We start from the raw sequence: 17615 nt of genomic DNA on the forward strand, positions 1-17615 counted from the left end.
GCGACCCAGCTCTTTGGCCTCAATCTTCTTGCAGTATTTGCAAAAACTTGACTAGTTGGTCAAAATGCAGGCTAGAAGAGCGTTCGACAGCGGTCAAGCGGTTTTAAGAAATTTTGCTCCGTCAAAAGGTGTTAAATGGTCACAGATGCGACAGCTCCCGCCGAAGCAGGTGTGAATGAAAAGGCGGAGGGTGCGACGCGCATTCAGGCGATCAATCGCAGGCTCATTCTGGATGCAGCGCTTGATGTCTTTTCCGCTTATGGGTTTCGCGGTTCGACAGTCGATCAGATTGCCGAAAAGGCAGGGATGTCGAAGCCAAACCTGCTGTATTATTTTCCGCGCAAGCAAAATATCTACGTGACGGTTTTGGAGGAAACGCTCACCGAATGGCTTGGCCCGTTCGAGAGCATCAGCCCTGAAGGCGATCCGCTTGAGGAACTCCAGAACTATATTGCGCAAAAGCTTGCGCTTTCGGCCAAAAGGCCGGAAGCATCGCGGCTGTTTGCCAATGAAATTCTGCATGGTGCACCGGCGATTACCGATTTTCTCAAAGGCCATCTGAAAGAGCTGGTCGATGAAAAAGCAGGCGTTATTCGTTGTTGGATTGAAGAAAAGCGCATCGCGCCCATTGATCCTTATCACCTGATTTTTACGATATGGGCCGTGACGCAGCATTATTCCGATTTCTCGGTTCAGGTTGCAGCCATTCTTGGCAACCGCACCGAGCAGCCGGATTTTTATGAGCAGACAGCACGCTCCATTGCAGCAATTATTCTTGACGGTGTGCGTGTTCGTGATGATGTTGCAGCATCATGAAAACGATTCTTATTGCAGCAGCCATTGTCCGCGATGAAGCGGGCCGTTTCCTCCTTGTTCGCAAACGCGGCAGCGAGATTTTCTTCCAGCCTGGTGGCAAGATTGATACCGGCGAAGAGCCGCAGATTGCGCTTATCCGCGAAATCGAGGAAGAGCTCGGCATTCTGATTGACGAGAGCCAGTTGCGCTATGCAGCGCGCATGTCGGCACCAGCCGCCAACGAACTTGATTCCATCGTTGAAGCAGAACTGTTCCACCTCACTTTGAGGGAAGGGCAGGTGCCTGCCGCTTCGAGTGAAATCGAAGAGCTGATCTGGGTTAAGGCTGGCGATCAGTCGCGCCCTGTTGCGCTGCTTTCACAAAGCATCCAGGCACGCTTTTCACAAGCGGATTGAGATTCTTATTCGCAGATGAATAGGTTTTTCGTTTGCGAATTTATTATCTTCCTCTTATCAGTCTGTGCGCGTTTAGAGCGCATCCCGAAAAGTGTGAAACGGTTTTCGGACAAGATGCGCGCCCTTAATACGCGGGCATAGGTTCTGGAGGAGATATTTATGCAGCTTAAAGTATCTGATAGGCGCACACTGGGCCGCACGGGGCTGTCCGTAACGGCGCTTGGTCTGGGAACCGCACCTTTGGGCGGGCTTTATGCGCCTGTTTCCCGTGCCGATGCGGATGCTTTGCTCGAAGCTGGCTGGGACAGCGGCATCCGCTATTTCGACAGCGCACCGATGTATGGTCTTGGTCGAAGCGAGCATCTTTTGGGCGATTTGCTGCGCGAAAAGACTGAACGCGCCGTGGTTTCTACCAAAGTTGGCCGCCTGATGACCAATGAGCGCGCTGGTCGCACGCTGCCGCCATCGCCACCAAAAAATCCTCTCGATTCCGGCTGGCACAATGGTCTCAATTTCCGTGAGGTTTTTGATTACAGCTATGACGGTGTTATGCGCAGCTTCGATGACAGCCAGCAGCGCCTTGGCTTTCCCAAAATCGATCTGCTCTATGTCCATGACATTGGCCGCGTGACCCATGCTGACCGTCATGAGTTTCACTGGAACGCATTGACCAAGGGCGGCGGTTTCCGTGCACTGAGTGAATTGCGCGAAGCAGGCAATATTAAAGGCTTTGGCCTTGGAGTGAATGAATGGCAGGTCATTCGTGATGCGCTTGAGGAAGCGGATCTCGACTGCTCGCTGCTGGCTGGCCGCTATTCGCTGCTTGATCAGGTTTCGGAAAAGGAATTCTTGCCGCTGGCGCAAAAGCGCGGCATGGCGCTGGTGATTGCCGGTGTGTTCAACTCCGGCATTCTGGCTGCCCCACGCGGTGGCGAACAGAAGTTCGATTATGCTGATGCGCCTGCTGAAATCATTGCACGCACCAACCGCCTGCATGATATTTGCGACGACTTCAATGTACCGCTTGCCGCCGCCGCCATGCAGTTCCCGATGATGCATGAGGCCGTCAGCTCCATTCTGATTGGTGTGCGTTCGCCAGAACAGATCAGGCAGAATGTTGTCTGGTTCGAGCAGTCCATCCCGGATGAATTCTGGGCGAAGCTCCGTTCGGAAGGTCTGATCTCGTAATCATGACGTCCAAAATTCTCTGCGTTGGTGCCCTCACCATGGACACCATTCTGCGCCTTGATGAACTTCCACACGCGGCAGGTAAATATCTGCCGCGTGAAGCGGTCGAGATCGCCGCTGGCATGGCTTCGAGTGCCGCAGCCGCGATTGCCCGGCTTGGTGGGGATGTGGCGCTTTGGGCTTCTGCCGGAGTTGATCCGGTGGGTGAGCGCGCCATCGCAGAGCTTGAAGCCGAAGGCATCGATTGCTCTTATATCCGTCGGCTGGAAGGCGTGCGCACGGCGTTTTCCTCAATTCTTGTCGATGCAAACGGCGAGCGCATCATTGTGCCATTTTATGACCCGGCACTTGCAAGCCCGTCGGATCAGATTCCGCCGATTGCAGCTGGCGCCTACGCCGCTGTAATGACCGATGTGCGCTGGCCATGGGCGGCTGAAACAGCCCTTCGAGCGGCTCGCGATGCAGGGATTCCAGCGATCCTTGATGCCGATACCGCACCTGTCGAGCTTCTGGAAAAGCTGCTTCCGCTTGCAACGCATATTGTTGCATCAGAACCCGCTGCGATCAGCGTGACCGACACGACGGATTTGCGCGAATGTGTGAACATTTTGGCCAGCCGCTATGATGTTTTCACCTCTGTCACCGCTGGCCCAGACGGCTGCTACTGGACGGAAAGAGCAGGCAAGCCCGTTTCCCATGTGCCGGGCTTTAAGGTGAAAGCAATCGACACGCTGGCCGCGGGCGATGTCTTTCATGGTGCTTTCGCCCATGGTCTGGTTGATGGCAAAGGGATCACCGACATGATCCGATTTGCTAATGCGAGCGCCGCCATTAAATGCGCTCGCTTTGGTGGCCGCGCTGGTTCACCAGACTATAAGCAGGTGCTTTCTTTCATCGAAAGCGGCATTGTTCCGGCCCAGTAAGCCGTCAAGCTCTTCAAAAAAAACATACAAACACGCACTGAACCCGAATTGACTATTTACTAACATGTTAGTATGTGCCAACTTACAGTTCAAATTTGGGAGGAGCCAGTTTTGGCACATAATCATTCTGGGCAGGAGCGCTTTGGCCTCTCTGCGGCACTTACCACACCATTCGATGCTGACGGCAAAATCGATGTCAGCCGTGCCCTAAGGCACGCCCGCGCCCGCCTCGACAGCGGCTGCTCGAGCGTCACTCTGTTTGGCACCACCGGCGAAGGTTCGTCGATTGCCGATGCTGAACGCGCAGCGCTGCTTGATGCTTTCATCGCGGATGGTTTTTCGGCTGCAAACATCGTCGTCGGCGTCATGGAAAATTCGGTTGCGGATGCCGTGCTTCAATCCGCTGATGCGCTGCGTCGCGGTTGCAAGGCCATTCTTCTGGCGCCGCCGTCCTATTTCAAAAACCTGTCCGACGAAGGCCTGTTCAACTGGTTCTCGGCAGTTCTCAAGGGTTTGGGCGATGATGCGCGCAGCATCATTCTTTACAATATCCCGTCGGTGACGGCGGTTGAATTGTCGGTCGATCTCATCACCCGTCTGCGTGATGCTTTTGGTGGCGTTATCGCCGGGGTCAAAGATTCCTCCGGCAACTGGTCCTATACGGAAAAGCTGCTTGCAGCGCATAAAGACATTGCGATCCTGATCGGCGATGAGCGTGATCTTGCAGCTGGTGTACGCCTTGGTGGGCAGGGCGCAATTTCCGGCATGGCAAACCTGTTCCCGGATCGCCTGCTGCGCATGGTCAATGACGGTCAGGATGACAATGAACTGGTCGGTGCTGTGCAGCAATTGCTGAACTATCCGGTAACGCCAGCGGTCAAGGCCATGGTTGCGCGTCATACGGGCGACAAGGAATGGCGTCGTGTACGCGCACCGCTGATTTCATTGAATGACGCGGATTTCGATGCAATTGGCAGTGTATTCGACCGTTTGCATATGGCAAAAGCGGCCTGATCACGGCATAAGCGTCGATAGCAAAAGGAAATGGCTTTGGCGGACGATCACCAAGAACCGGTAAAATTGCGCGATAAGGCTTATCAAAGCTTCACTGAGCATTTGCTGGCGCGTGATTTTCATCCGGGCCAGTTCGTTTCACAGCGTCAGCTCGTCACTATGACGGGCCTGCCGCTGGGTGCGATCCGCGAATTGATCCCGCGTCTTGAAACGGAAGGTCTGATCAAGACCGTACCGCAGCGTGGACTCCAGATCGCCCATATTGATCTTAATCTGATCCGCGAAGCGTTTCAGTTTCGCCTTTTCATCGAAAAGGAATCGGTTGCGATTTTTTGCCAGTCAGCTTCCGATGAATTGCTGCGTTCGTTGCGCGCTGAGCATGAAGAAACGCTCAATCGTGCAATGAACGAAGGTGAAACGCCGGAGCTTGAAAAACAGGCACAGAATATCGACTGGAGCCTGCATGATACGATTGTTAGCTCGCTTAATAATGAAATCATTTGGCGTGCTTACCAGACCAACACAATCAAGATGCGTCTGATCAATCAGGAGCGTTTCCGTATTAACGGGCGTGTGATCCCGGTTATGCAAGAGCATCTGACTGTGTTGAGCGCCATTGAGACCCGCGACCCGCAAACGGCCATGGATGCCATCGCCGTTCACATCAACAACGCACGGAAACTGGCTTTGCACATTTAAAGACCAAGGTCTGGCGAGAGGAGTCGCCGGGCCGCAAACATTACAGGGGAGGAATAAGCGATGAATCTGTTACGTCCAACACGCCGTCAGTTTATGGCGGGAACGGCAGCAATTGCTGCATCCGGCATAACGGGCATTAGCCCGTCTTTTGCCCAGTCAGGTGTTGACTGGAAAAAATATGCCGGAACAACGCTTGAAGTAAATCTGATCAAAAGCCCGCGTGGCGAACTCCTTCAGAAGCATCAAAAGGAATTCGAAGACCTGACGGGCATCAAGGTTAATTCCGAGCAGACGCCGGAACAACAGCAGCGCCAGAAGGCGGTGATTGAGCTGACTTCGGGGCGTCCGAGTTTCGACGTCATCCACATCAGTTATCACGTTCAGAAGCGTCAGTTTGAAAAGGGCGGCTGGCTTGCCGATCTCAACCCGTTTTTGAAAGACCCGACGCTGACCGACGCGTCGCTCACCGAAGATGATTTTGCAAGCGCGGGTCTGACCTTTGCCAAAGATGCCAATGGTCGCTTTGGTGCACTGCCATTCTCGGTCGATTACTGGATTATCTATTGGAACAAAGACCTCTTTGCGGAGAAGGGGCTTGAATTCCCCAAGACCTTTGAAGAACTGGTCACAACCGCCGAAGCACTGACCGATCCGTCCACCAGAACCTATGGTTTCGTTGCGCGCGGCATGAAAAACGCCAATGCGCCGGTCTTCACCAGCCTTATGCTTGGTTATGGCAAGCAGTCAGTGGACGCTGATGGTAATGTTGAGACGGATTCACCGGACGGCATTGAAGCGGCCAGGCTCTATCAGCGCCTGATGACCAAATCAGCACCTCCTGGAGTTGCTGGTTTTAACTGGGCAGAATGCCAGTCGAACTTCCTTCAGGGTCGCGTTGGCATGTGGCTCGACGGTATCGGCTTTGCACCGCCGCTTGAAGACCCGAACAAGTCGCGCGTTGTCGGCAAGGTTGGTTATGGCGTCATGCCAGCAGGCCCGAATGCACAGGCTGCACCGACGACCGGCGACGGTATCGGCGTCACAGAAGCTTCCAAGAACAAGGAAGCCGCATATCTTTACTGCCAATGGGCCATTTCCAAAGAAATGGGTGCGCGTCTGTTGCAGTCGGGTTCGGGTGTCCCGTTCCGCAAATCGATCATTGACGATGAAGCCGTGCGCAAGGGCGTCACCATGCCGGAAGGCTGGGTAGAGGCGCTCTCGAAATCAGCGCCGATCAGCCAGCTCTGCCTGCCGGTCATCGTGCCTGTCACGGAATTCCGCGACATTATCGGCGTGGGCCTCACCAATCTGTTGAATGGTGCAGACGCTGAAACGGAAATGAAACGCGCGACGGAAGAATTCCGTCCGGTCCTCGCACGGAGCGAAGGAAAATGACATCTGCTGCCCCGATAGGTGCAAAAACAGGAGCAGCCGCAACGGCTGTTCCTGCCACCCGGCCTTTTAAAAGTCGTCTCAGACCCAGCTATTGGCCGTTCGTTCTTCCAGCCTTGATCACTGTCGGGGCGGTGATCGTTTTCCCATGGGTGTTTACACTCTGGATGAGTGCCAATCAGTGGCAACTCGGCGGTGAGCAGAGCTTCGTTGGCTTCGACAATTATCTGCGCCTTGCAGCCGATATGCGTTTCTGGGAATCCATGTGGCACACGGTTGTCTATACGGTTCTCTCGGTCGTTGCTCCGATGATATTAGGCACGATTGCAGCGCTGGTTTTTGATAGTAAACTGCCGATGCGCGGGCTGTTGCGCGGTATTTTCGTGATGCCGATGATGGCAACGCCAGTGGCCGTCGCCCTTGTCTGGACGATGATGTATCACCCACAACTTGGCGTGCTGAACTATCTTCTATCGCTGATCGGTATTCCGCCACAGGAATGGATTTTCAATCAGAGCACGGTTATCCCGTCGCTGGTACTGGTTGAAACATGGCAGTGGACGCCGCTGGTGATGCTGATCGTGCTTGGCGGCCTTGCCTCCATGCCACGTGATCCGTTTGAAAGTGCGGAAATTGACGGTGCCAACGGCTGGCAGAAGTTCCGCTATATCACGCTGCCGATGATCCTGCCCTTTATCATGGTGGCCGTTATCATCCGCTCAATTGATGCGCTCAAAAGCTTCGATATCATCTATGCGATGACGCAGGGCGGTCCGGGTACGGCATCGGAAACCATCAATATCTATCTCTATAATGTGGCGTTCTCTTACTATGACATAGGCTATGGCTCGGCGATTGCCGTGGTGTTCTTCATTGTCATTATCGCCATGTCGATGATCCTTCTGGCGCTGCGCCAGCGGACCAAGTGGAACTCGTGAGGACCGACCATGGCACGCAAGTCTATTCTTTCAAAGCTTGGCACGGCACTCATGGTTTTTGTCATTGTGTCGCCTGCAATCTTCTTCTTCGTCTGGATGCTGTCGCTTTCGCTGAAATATGAAATCGACAACGGCGCCTATCCGCCCATCCTGATCCCTGACCGCATCGCCTGGTCGAACTATAGCGGGATTTTCGAAACCAACGACTTTCTGCTCTATTTCTGGAACAGTATTCTCGTAACCGGCACATCCACTTTGCTGGCATTGATTGTCGGTGTTCCGGCAGGCTATGGCATCGCACGCTTGCGCGCCAACAAGTCGGCAATCGTTATTATGATTGCGCGTATGACACCGGGCCTGTCTTACCTGATCCCGCTGTTCCTTTTGTTCCAGACGCTCGGACTGCTCGGCACGCTCTGGCCGCAGATCATCATCCATCTGGTTGTGACGGTTCCCATCGTGATCTGGATCATGATCGGTTATTTCGAGACAACACCGTTGGAGCTTGAAGAAGCAGCCACAATCGATGGTGCATCCTCGTGGCAGGTGTTCATGAAAGTCGCACTGCCAATTGCCAAGCCCGGCGTTGTGGTGTCGCTTATTCTTGCGGTCATCTTCTCGTGGAACAATTTCGTTTTCGGCATCGTACTTGCAAGCCGCGAGACACGCACCCTGCCGGTCGCAGTTTACAACATGCTGTCCTTTGAACAGGTCAGCTGGGGTCCGCTCGCCGCCGCTGCCCTCGTGGTCACATTGCCGGTCCTGTTGCTAACCGTTTTCGCACAGCGCCAGATCGTTGCAGGTCTGACAGCAGGCGCCGTCAAATAAGAGTTGAGGTTCAAGATGGCATCTGTATCCATCCGAAATGCAATCAAAAAATATGGCAATGTCGGCGTTCTGCATGGCGTGTCGGTTGATATTGAGGACGGCGAATTCGTCGTGCTGGTCGGCCCATCGGGCTGCGGAAAATCGACGCTTCTGCGCATGATCGCAGGGCTTGAGGAAATCAGCGATGGCGAAATCGCTATCGGCCCGCGCGTGGTCAATGATCTGCGCGCCAAGGAACGCGACATCGCCATGGTGTTCCAGAATTATGCGCTCTATCCGCATATGACGGTGGCCGACAATATGGGCTTCGCGCTCATGCTGAAAAACGCGCCGAAGCAAGAACGTGACAGCCGCGTTAACCGTGCGGCGGAAATCCTCGGCCTCAACAAGCTGCTCGACCGCTTTCCGCGCCAGCTTTCCGGTGGCCAGCGCCAGCGTGTGGCGATGGGCCGTGCGATTGTCCGCGATCCGCAGGTGTTTCTGTTTGACGAACCGCTGTCCAACCTAGACGCTAAATTGCGTGTGCAGATGCGCGGTGAGATCAAGGGGCTGCATCAGCGTCTGAAAACCACCACGATCTACGTCACCCACGATCAGATCGAAGCCATGACCATGGCCGATAAGATCGTCGTCATGCGTGATGGTCTGGTGGAACAAATCGGTGCTCCGCTCGATCTTTATGATCGTCCGGCCAATATGTTTGTGGCTGGCTTCATCGGTTCGCCATCAATGAACTTCGTCAACGGCAAGATCGAAGAAGGTTCGTTTGTCGCTGATGGCGGTTTCCGCATTCCGCTTCCCGATGGCGATTATGGCAGTCTGTCGGGCAGGGCCGTTTATGGCATGCGCCCTGAACATATGAAGATTGCCGAGCAGGGCGTGCCGGTTACGGTCGATATTGTCGAGCCGACAGGTTCGGAAATCATGGTCATGGGCAAGCTGGGCGATCAGCCGGTTACCTGCCTGTTCCGCGAGCGCCTGACAGTGCGTCCGGGTGATGTGCTGACCATTGCGATTGATCCGGCAACCAGCCATGTGTTTGAGTCGGAAAAAGGCAAACGCGTCAGCCGTTAAACATAAAAAACGCCGGGGTTTCCCCCGGCGTCTTTGTTTTATTCGGCCGCTTCTTTGACGGCCATCGGATTGTTCGGATGGGTTGTCCAGTTGGCATATTGTGCCGGGATTGGTGCCTTGGTGCGCGGATCGAAGTCGCCGATCTGCTCCATGGTGATGCAATCCTCGACCGGGCAGACATTGACGCAAAGATTGCAGCCAACGCATTCCTCATCAATCACTTCAAAGTGCCGTGCACCATTCACCAGATTGGTGATCGCCTGATGCGAGGTATCTTCGCAGGCAATGTGGCAACGACCGCACTTGATGCAGGAATCCTGATCAATCCTTGCCTTGGTGACATAATTGAGGTTGAGGTACTGCCAGTCACTGACATGCCCGACAGCCATGCCGCGGAAATCATCAAGCGTCTGATAACCCTTGCTGTCCATCCAGTCGGAAAGACCGTCGATCATTTCCTCAACGACCTTGAAGCCATAGGTCATGGCAGCAGTACAGACCTGAACGGTGCCGCAGCCGAGCGCAATAAATTCAGCCGCATCGCGCCATGTCGTAATGCCGCCAATGCCTGAAATCGGTAGACCATAGGTTTCAGGATCGCGTGCAATTTCCGCCACCATGTTCAGTGCAATCGGCTTGACCGCTGGTCCGCAATAGCCGCCATGGCTGCCGCGTCCGTCGATGGACGGAACAGGCGACATGCTGTCCAAATCAACCGAGACAATCGAATTGATCGTGTTGATCAGCGACACAGCGTCTGTGCCGTTGGCCTTTGCGCCTCGTGCTGGCTTGCGAATATCGGTGATGTTTGGCGTCAGCTTGGTGATCACTGGCATCCGGCTATATTGCTTGCACCATTTGACAACCATGCCGACATATTCCGGCACCTGACCAACAGCCGCACCCATGCCGCGTTCGCTCATGCCGTGCGGACAACCGAAGTTTAGTTCGATGCCGTCAGCGCCGGTTTCTTCCACCAGTGGCAGAATGGCTTTCCATGCCTCTTCTTCACATGGCACCATGATCGACGCGATCAATGCGCGGTCGGGCCAGCGCATTTTGACTTCCTTCATTTCGCGAAGGTTCACTTCAAGCGGACGATCAGTGATCAGTTCGATATTGTTAAGACCAAGCAGACGCCGGTCAGCGCCATGGATTGCGCCATAGCGCGGACCATTGACGTTAACGACCGGAGGGCCCTCGGCACCCAGCGTTTTCCAGACCACGCCACCCCAGCCAGCCTTGAAAGCACGCTCAACATTGTAAGCCTTGTCGGTCGGTGGAGCCGAAGCCAGCCAGAACGGGTTTGGCGATTTGATACCGAGGAAATTCGTAGAAAGATCAGCCATGTTTACTCTCCTCAGCCCTGTTCCTGGCCCAAAGGCACACTGCGGTCACGGTGAGCCGACGGGCTGGGCGCATGAAGCGCGCCGCCCGAGAGCACCGCATCGGCAAAACCTTCAATTGCTTCGGGACGTTTTGTCAGCGTTGCATGGATAGATTCGGCAGCAACTTTGCCGTCTTCCACCGATGCAACGGTCAGATCCTGACCACCTGCAACGCAGTCGCCCCCCGCCCAAATCCCTTCAACGGATGTGCGACGCTCATCATCGACGCTGATGCGCCCTTTGGAGAGTCCAATGCCTGAGCCTGCAATTGGCTCTGGTTCAAACTTCTGACCAATAGCCTTGAATACCTGATCGGCTTCGAGAATGAGATATTCGCCAGTGCCCGAAAGCTTGCCGCTATCGGCATTGGTATATTCAAACACAACGGCATTGACGGTGCCGTCTTCGCTCCGCTCAAGGGCATGCGGTTGCAACCAGTGACGGATCACCACGCCATGAATCTGTGCCAGTTCCTGCTCATAGGCGCTGGCATTCATGCTTTCCTGCCCGCGACGATAAACGATGGTCACGTTTTCAGCGCCAAGCTTCTTGGTCTGAATGGCAACGTCCACCGCCGTCATGCCGCCACCGATCACCACGACATTGCGGCCAACGGGCAGCGACGAGAGGTCTTTTGCCTGACGCAGATTGGCAATGTAATCCACCGCATCAATCACATTCGGTGCATCTTCTCCGGCAAGGCCGAGATCATTAACCCCCGGCATCCCCATGCCGAGGAACACCGCATCATAGCCTGCTTTTAAGGCTTCAATCGTGATGTCCTGACCGAGCGTCTGGTTATATTCGATATTGATAGCGCCGATTTTCAGCACGAATTCCAGCTCGCGCTGGGCGAAATTATTGACTGTCTTATAGGCGGCAATACCATATTCATTCAGACCGCCGCCCTTGGGCCGCGCGTCAAAAATCGTCACCTGATGGCCATGCATCGCAAGGCGGTGCGCCGCAGAAAGACCTGCCGGACCTGCGCCAACAATGGCGATGTGCTTGCCGGTGTCGGGTGCGCGCTTGAATGGATGATTGCCGGTTTCCATCAGAACATCGGTCGCATAGCGCTGCAATTCACCGATCTTGACCGGTTTGCCTTCCGAAGTCTCGCGAACACACACTTCTTCGCAGAGCGTTTCGGTCGGGCAGACGCGGGCACACATGCCACCAAGAATGTTCTCTGAAAGAATGGTCTTCGCCGCACCGATGGCATTGCCAGTGTTAATCTGGCGAATGAAACGCGGAATATCGATGCTGGTCGGACACGCATTCATGCAAGGCGCATCATAGCAATAATAGCAGCGGTCAGATTCAACGAGGGCTTCATGCTTGTTGAGCGGCGGATGCAGATCATCGAAAACATGCGCATAATCGGCCTTATCCAACCGCGAGCCGTGAATATCAGGCCCGTTCGCGTGTCCCGGATTATCAATTGCATCAATAGGCGAATTCTCTGCTGATCTCATAGATCGCATCTCCCATTTTTGCTTGTTCAGGCGCGGGTTCCCTTTGCGCACCGTAAACTCTGTTCCGGGCTGCGATCTTTGCCGTCGCGTGATGCCCGTTATTGACAGGATGACAGATTTTCACGGAAGGTCAAATTTTTTATCATCTGGTCAATTTATGACAAATCAGCGCATCCCGAAAAGTGGGAGCCGGTTTTCGGAAAAGATGCGCGTCAGAAAAAATGCATACCAGAAATAGCAAAGGCCCGGCTTTGGAAGCACGGGCCTTTGACATTGAACTCAAATGGAAATCAGAGGGGATCGGACTTGAGACCACTTGGTGCTGGTTCGGTGGTCGCTTCTGCTTCCTGAAACGCTTCTGCTTCTTTTGGCAGCGACGGACGCGCGCTTAATACCAGTGCGCAGCCAGCGATGATCACGGCAGCGCCGGCAAACTGGATGATGGAAAGCTGTTCTTTAAGGAACACGGCACCAACCAGCACAGCAATGACTGTGACCGCAAATTCCACGCTGATGGCTTTTGTCGGGCCGACATTCCCGACCAGCCTGAAATAGAGCACATAGGTGAGCGCGCTCATCACGCAGGCAGAGATCAGCAGAAAGACAACATCAATCAGCCCCGGCATGGCTGGCACAGGAATGACGAAGATCAGCGGCAGCGTGAGAATGCCGCCAAACACGAATGCGCCGATGGTGGTTTCCCACGAGCCGGTGGTGGACAGGCGGCGGCTTGCATAATTGCTGCCAAATGCCGCCGAAAAGCACGAGAACATCACGGCAATGCAGCCCATGATGAATTCAGGCGTCACGGCCACAGCGGGAAAGCCAACCAGCAACACAATGCCGGTCACACCAAGCAACAGGCCGATCAGGCCGCGTGAGGTGATGCGCTCAAGCCCCCACAACTGGCTGATGACCATTGAGAAAAGCGGAATTGATGCCACACAGATTGCAGCCATTGCCGTGCCGATCAGCGGTGTACCGTAGGAAAGGCCAATCAGCTGGCCCGCAACAGTTGTGGCGCCAACAATGGCAAACGGCTTCCAGCCAGCTTGAAAATCAAGGCTGCGCCCTGATAGCTTGGCAATGGCAAACAGTGTTCCCGCCGCAATGAAGGAGCGGAAAGCCACCGCACCCACCCAGCCGAAGGCTTCGACCACGCGCAGCACCACGAGGAACGAAAGCCCCCATGCGATGGCAAGAAAAATATAGGTTGCGGTATCTCTGGGTTTCATGCCGATAGGCCTTAATGATGCTGTTGGATTATCGACTATCTGAGTTGGACGCAAAGCGAAAACGCTTTCCCATCCATCCCCATACCATCTTGGAATGAAATTATGCCGTTTTTGCAGCGGCATTATCGAGCGCTTTTTGAGCTGCCGCAGCACCGATATTGGCAAAGAAGCGATCCGCAATCTTGCGTGCGACCGAACCGAGAAGTTTCGATCCAAGCTGGGCGATCTTGCCACCGGCATCGCCGCGGATCACATAGCTCAGGATCGTGTCATCACCATCTTCTGTCAGGGTTACATCGGTGTCGCCATGGGCAAAGCCTGCAATCGAGCCTTCACCGCGCCCGGAAATCGTATAGGAGGCGGGTGGCTTCATGTTGGAGAGTTCGAGCATTCCATGGAAGCGGACCTTGATCACGCCGAGGCTGACTTTCAACGCTGCACGGATTTCTGTTTCAGAAATTCTTTCCAGATCTTCGCAGCCGGGAATGCTGTTTTTCAGCGTTTCAATATCATTGAGCGCATCCCAGACGGCCTGCCGGGGTGCGTTGATTCTCTCTTCTCCGACGAGGTCCATGCTTTAAACTCGCTCCTATCAATCTATATTGATCAATATCCATATATGGAGCGGCATCAAAATGAAAAATTTCTGTAATTTAATTGGTGCAATCTTCTAATAAAATGCTTAATTATCCGCAATTAAATCGATTTGATTGACTGGAGTATCATCATGGCAAGAGACGCGGCGAAGCTTGAAGCAACGGTCGCAAAGCTGAAAAAGCACTGGGCGGAAGCAGCACCAAAAGACATGCGTGCCGCATTCAAAGCTGATCCGGGCCGTTTTGAGCGTTATTCGCTGTCACTTGATGATCTGCTGTTTGACTGGTCGAAGGCCCGCGTCAATGACGAGACGGTTTCGCTTTTGACTGAACTGGCAAAAGCCGCCGATGTTGAAGGCCGCCGCGCTGCCATGTTTGCAGGCGAGCACATCAACAACACTGAAGATCGCGCTGTTCTGCATGTCGCCCTTCGCGACACAACCTCGAAAGAGGTATTGGTCGATGGCCACAACGTCCTGCCGGACGTGAAGAAAGTGCTCGACCGTATGGCTGCTTTCTCCGATGGCATCCGTTCCGGTTCTGTCACAGGTGCGACGGGCAAGAAGATCACCGACATCGTCAATATCGGTATTGGTGGTTCCGATCTTGGGCCGGTTATGGCGACGATTGCGCTTTCACCCTACCATGACGGCCCGCGCGCCCATTATGTTTCGAACATCGATGGTGCACACATTGCCGACACGCTCAATGTGCTTGATCCGGTAACGACACTGATCATCGTCGCCTCAAAAACCTTCACCACCATTGAAACCATGACCAATGCGCAGACCGCGCGCAAATGGATTGCGGATGCGCTGGGCGAAGACGCTGTCGGCGCACATTTTGCAGCCGTCTCGACTGCCCTTGATAAGGTCGCCGCATTTGGCATTGGCGAAGAACGCGTCTTTGGTTTTTGGGACTGGGTTGGCGGTCGCTATTCGGTCTGGTCGGCGATTGGCCTGCCGGTGATGATCGCAATTGGCGCAGATAATTTCCGCAAATTCCTTGCAGGCGCGCATTCAATGGATGTGCATTTCCGCGATGCGCCGCTGGAAAAGAACCTGCCAATCTGGCTCGGTCTTATCGGTTACTGGCACCGCGCAATTTGCGGTTACTCCAGTCGTGCCGTCATTCCTTATGATCAGCGTCTGGCACGCGTTCCGGCCTATCTCCAGCAGCTCGATATGGAATCGAACGGCAAAAGCGTGACCGTTGACGGCAAGCCAGTTTCCGGCCCAACGGGTCCTGTTGTCTGGGGCGAGCCTGGCACCAATGGCCAGCACGCTTTCTTCCAGTTGCTGCATCAGGGTACAGACACCATTCCGCTCGAATTCATCGTTGCGGCAAAGGGCCATGAAAAGCATCTCGATCATCAGCATGAAATGCTGCTCGCCAATTGCCTTGCGCAGTCGGAAGCCTTGATGAAGGGGCGCACGCTCGATGAAGCGCGTGCACAGTTGAAGGCCAAGAATCTGCCGGACGCAGAAGTTGAGCGCATTGCACCGCATCGCGTGTTCTCGGGCAATCGTCCGTCGCTCACGCTTGTTCACGACAAGCTCGACCCGTTTGCATTGGGTCGCCTGATCGCCCTTTACGAGCATCGTGTGTTTGTTGAAGCGCAGATTTTCGGCATCAATGCCTTTGACCAGTGGGGCGTGGAACTTGGCAAAGAACTCGCAACCGAGCTTCTTCCTGTTGTTTCGGGTGCAGAATCCGCCGAAGGCAAAGACGCTTCGACCGTTGGTCTCGTTGCGCATTTGCATGCGCGCCGCAAAGCCTGATATTAAGGCAAATCAATAAGGCAAGCCGGGCGCTCTGCCCGGCTTTTTGTGCTTTTAATGGGATGAGAGATGAAGACCGAGATTATCGAGTTTGCCGGCGACGTACCGGGTAACGCCATAGAACTGCGTGTGCTGCGTTTTGCAGGCAAAGACAGCGATGCGCCGACCGCCTATCTGCAATCCTCGCTGCATGGTGGCGAATTGCCGGGGCAAGCTGCTCTGCATTTTCTCGTGCCGATGCTGAAAAAAGCTGCTGAAGAAGGCCGTATTCTCGGCAATATCACGGTTATCCCACAGGCAAATCCGATTGGCTCAAACCAATGGCAGGCGCATCAGCATCTGGGCCGTTTCGAGTTTTTCTCTGCGGTCAATTTCAACCGCGCTTTCCCGCTGCTGCCGGATTTCGACACCAGTGAACTTTCCGGCCCGGATGCACCTGTTGCGCTTGCGCAGCGCCTGAAAGCAACGCTTTTGAAGTTGGCTCTCGAAAACGACATCGTGCTTGATCTTCATTGCGATGATGAAAGCGAAAGCTATGTGTATATCGCCAAGGAATTTGTGGAAGACATGAAGGATCTGGCCGTGGCACTCGGCTCGACAGCGATCCTCGCTTGGGACACGACCGCGGACGCAGCTTTCGAGGAAGCCTGCGCACATCCGGTTCTGCAATTGCCTGCGGATCAGCGCAATATGAAGCGCCGCGCCGTAACCACGGTTGAATTCCGTGGTTTGAGCGATGTCTATGCCGATATGGGCAAAGGTGACGCGGAAGGTCTTTACAGATTTCTCGTCCATCGCGGCGTGATTGTCGATGAAAGCGTCAAGCTTGATCTCGATTATAAGGGCCTCATTACGCCGCTTGAAAACGTTGAAATGCTGCGCGCACCGGAAGGTGGCATGGTGCTTTATCACGTCGCTCCGGGCGATGTGGTGGAAGCGGGCGCCAAGCTCGTGACCGTTGTGACCAAGCCGGGTGAACCGGAAGGCGACATCACACTCACTGCGCCGCAGGCAGGCCGCATTCTCACCCGTCGCACCCTGCGTTATGTTCGTCGTGGGGATGATCTTCTCAAGCTGCTGGCTGACAAACCATCGGCAGTGAAGAAACGCGCCGGTGCGTTAGAGGCATGAGTGCACCCCTTTCCTCCGAAAAGTTGAAATCAATCCGTGCCATCCTGTTCGATAAGGATGGCACGCTGATCGATTTCGACCGCACATGGTTTACCGTGTCGTGGAACCTTGCGCAGCGCACCGCCAATGGTGACGAGCATCGTGCGCGCTCGCTGCTTGATGCGGGTGGCTATGATTGGGAAGCATCGCGTTTTCGCGCCAATTCGGTGATTGCTGCCGGAACGGTCGAAGACATCGTGCAGCTCTGGCACCCGGAGATTGACGAAGCGGGTTTCAAAGCGAAGATCGACGAGTTTGACTCTTATACGGTCGCTGAAGGTGCGCGTTCTGCGGTGGGAATTGAGGGCTTGCAAGAGACACTCGAAGCACTTCGCGAGATGGGCTTTATCCTTGGCATTGCCACCAATGATTCCGAAGCAGGAGCACATGCGACCGCGAAGGCGCTGGGCATCGACCATTTGTTTGATGTGGTGATCGGCTATGATACGGCCGCACGCCCAAAACCTTATGCCGACCCATTGCTGTATTTTGCTGAGAAAACCGGCCTTGAACCGGGTGCAGTCGCCATGGTTGGCGATAATCTGCATGACCTTGAAACAGCGCACGCTGCAAAAGCCGGACTTGCTGTCGGTGTTCTGTCTGGCAACAGCCCACGCGAAGCGCTTGAGCCTCATGCTGATGTGGTGCTCGAATCTATTGCTGGCTTGCCTGGTTTGTTCAGATAAAACGAAGCGGCCCTCAT

At 54.5% G+C, this 17615-nt stretch carries 17 protein-coding genes; 13 read left to right on the plus strand and 4 right to left on the minus strand.

Going from position 1 to position 17615, the window contains the following annotated elements; translation table 11 throughout:
• The first annotated feature begins 135 nt into the window (after positions 1 to 135).
• The 10 genes from OPR82_RS02880 (at position 136) to OPR82_RS02925 (ending at position 9267) form a co-directional block, all read left to right on the plus strand.
• Positions 136 to 816, plus strand: coding sequence for a TetR family transcriptional regulator C-terminal domain-containing protein (locus tag OPR82_RS02880; RefSeq protein ID WP_265982907.1), 681 nt, complete (start codon positions 136 to 138; stop codon positions 814 to 816).
• Positions 813 to 1211 carry an NUDIX hydrolase gene (locus OPR82_RS02885; protein ID WP_265982909.1) on the plus strand — a complete coding sequence of 133 codons (399 nt, stop codon included), beginning with the start codon at positions 813 to 815 and terminating at the stop codon, positions 1209 to 1211. Before OPR82_RS02880 ends, OPR82_RS02885 begins: the two co-directional genes overlap by 4 nt.
• Before the next feature lie 159 nt (positions 1212 to 1370).
• Positions 1371 to 2399 (plus strand): aldo/keto reductase, encoded by a 1029-nt coding sequence (locus OPR82_RS02890; protein WP_265982910.1) that lies wholly within the window; start codon positions 1371 to 1373, stop codon positions 2397 to 2399.
• 2 nt (positions 2400 to 2401) lie between these two features.
• Positions 2402 to 3322, plus strand: coding sequence for a PfkB family carbohydrate kinase (locus OPR82_RS02895; RefSeq protein ID WP_265982912.1), 921 nt, complete (start codon positions 2402 to 2404; stop codon positions 3320 to 3322).
• Between the two features lie 111 nt (positions 3323 to 3433).
• Complete coding sequence (locus OPR82_RS02900; protein WP_265982914.1) at positions 3434 to 4336, plus strand: dihydrodipicolinate synthase family protein; 903 nt, start codon at positions 3434 to 3436, stop codon at positions 4334 to 4336.
• 36 nt (positions 4337 to 4372) lie between these two features.
• Entirely contained in the window at positions 4373 to 5035 is a 663-nt protein-coding gene (locus OPR82_RS02905; protein WP_265983839.1) for a GntR family transcriptional regulator, read from the plus strand.
• A 60-nt stretch (positions 5036 to 5095) separates the two neighbouring features.
• Entirely contained in the window at positions 5096 to 6430 is a 1335-nt protein-coding gene (locus tag OPR82_RS02910) for an ABC transporter substrate-binding protein (protein ID WP_265982917.1), read from the plus strand.
• A complete protein-coding gene (locus OPR82_RS02915) occupies positions 6427 to 7365 on the plus strand; it encodes a carbohydrate ABC transporter permease (RefSeq protein ID WP_265982919.1) in 939 nt (312 codons plus the stop codon). The genes OPR82_RS02910 and OPR82_RS02915 overlap by 4 nt, the downstream gene beginning before the upstream one ends.
• Positions 7366 to 7374: 9 nt before the next feature.
• Complete coding sequence (locus OPR82_RS02920; RefSeq protein WP_265982920.1) at positions 7375 to 8193, plus strand: carbohydrate ABC transporter permease; 819 nt, start codon at positions 7375 to 7377, stop codon at positions 8191 to 8193.
• 15 nt (positions 8194 to 8208) lie between these two features.
• Positions 8209 to 9267 carry an ABC transporter ATP-binding protein gene (locus OPR82_RS02925; RefSeq protein WP_265982921.1) on the plus strand — a complete coding sequence of 353 codons (1059 nt, stop codon included), beginning with the start codon at positions 8209 to 8211 and terminating at the stop codon, positions 9265 to 9267.
• A gap of 38 nt (positions 9268 to 9305) precedes the next feature.
• Here the strand turns inward: OPR82_RS02925 and preA are convergent, their stop codons facing one another.
• From preA to OPR82_RS02945, 4 genes are all read right to left on the minus strand, one after another.
• A complete protein-coding gene (preA, locus tag OPR82_RS02930; protein WP_140020200.1) occupies positions 9306 to 10616 on the minus strand; it encodes an NAD-dependent dihydropyrimidine dehydrogenase subunit PreA in 1311 nt (436 codons plus the stop codon).
• An 11-nt stretch (positions 10617 to 10627) separates the two neighbouring features.
• Complete coding sequence (locus OPR82_RS02935) at positions 10628 to 12139, minus strand: NAD(P)-dependent oxidoreductase (RefSeq protein ID WP_265982924.1); 1512 nt, start codon at positions 12137 to 12139, stop codon at positions 10628 to 10630.
• A gap of 281 nt (positions 12140 to 12420) precedes the next feature.
• Positions 12421 to 13365: a DMT family transporter gene (locus tag OPR82_RS02940; protein WP_265982926.1), complete on the minus strand. Its 945-nt coding sequence runs from the start codon at positions 13363 to 13365 to the stop codon at positions 12421 to 12423.
• Positions 13366 to 13465: 100 nt separating this feature from the next.
• The gene (locus tag OPR82_RS02945) at positions 13466 to 13939 is read right to left on the minus strand and encodes an SRPBCC family protein (RefSeq protein ID WP_265982928.1); all 474 of its coding nucleotides are present in this window, start codon (positions 13937 to 13939) and stop codon (positions 13466 to 13468) included.
• Between the two features lie 153 nt (positions 13940 to 14092).
• Here OPR82_RS02945 and pgi point away from each other — a divergent pair, with 153 nt between their 5' ends.
• From pgi to OPR82_RS02960, 3 genes are all read left to right on the plus strand, one after another.
• Positions 14093 to 15742, plus strand: coding sequence for a glucose-6-phosphate isomerase (gene pgi, locus OPR82_RS02950; protein WP_265982930.1), 1650 nt, complete (start codon positions 14093 to 14095; stop codon positions 15740 to 15742).
• Between the two features lie 69 nt (positions 15743 to 15811).
• Positions 15812 to 16873, plus strand: coding sequence for a succinylglutamate desuccinylase/aspartoacylase family protein (locus OPR82_RS02955; RefSeq protein WP_265982931.1), 1062 nt, complete (start codon positions 15812 to 15814; stop codon positions 16871 to 16873).
• A complete protein-coding gene (locus tag OPR82_RS02960) occupies positions 16870 to 17598 on the plus strand; it encodes an HAD family hydrolase (RefSeq protein ID WP_265982932.1) in 729 nt (242 codons plus the stop codon). The genes OPR82_RS02955 and OPR82_RS02960 overlap by 4 nt, the downstream gene beginning before the upstream one ends.
• Positions 17599 to 17615: the final 17 nt, after the last annotated feature.

The organism is Ochrobactrum chromiisoli (assembly GCF_026241335.1).
Lineage (GTDB): Bacteria > Pseudomonadota > Alphaproteobacteria > Rhizobiales > Rhizobiaceae > Brucella > Brucella chromiisoli.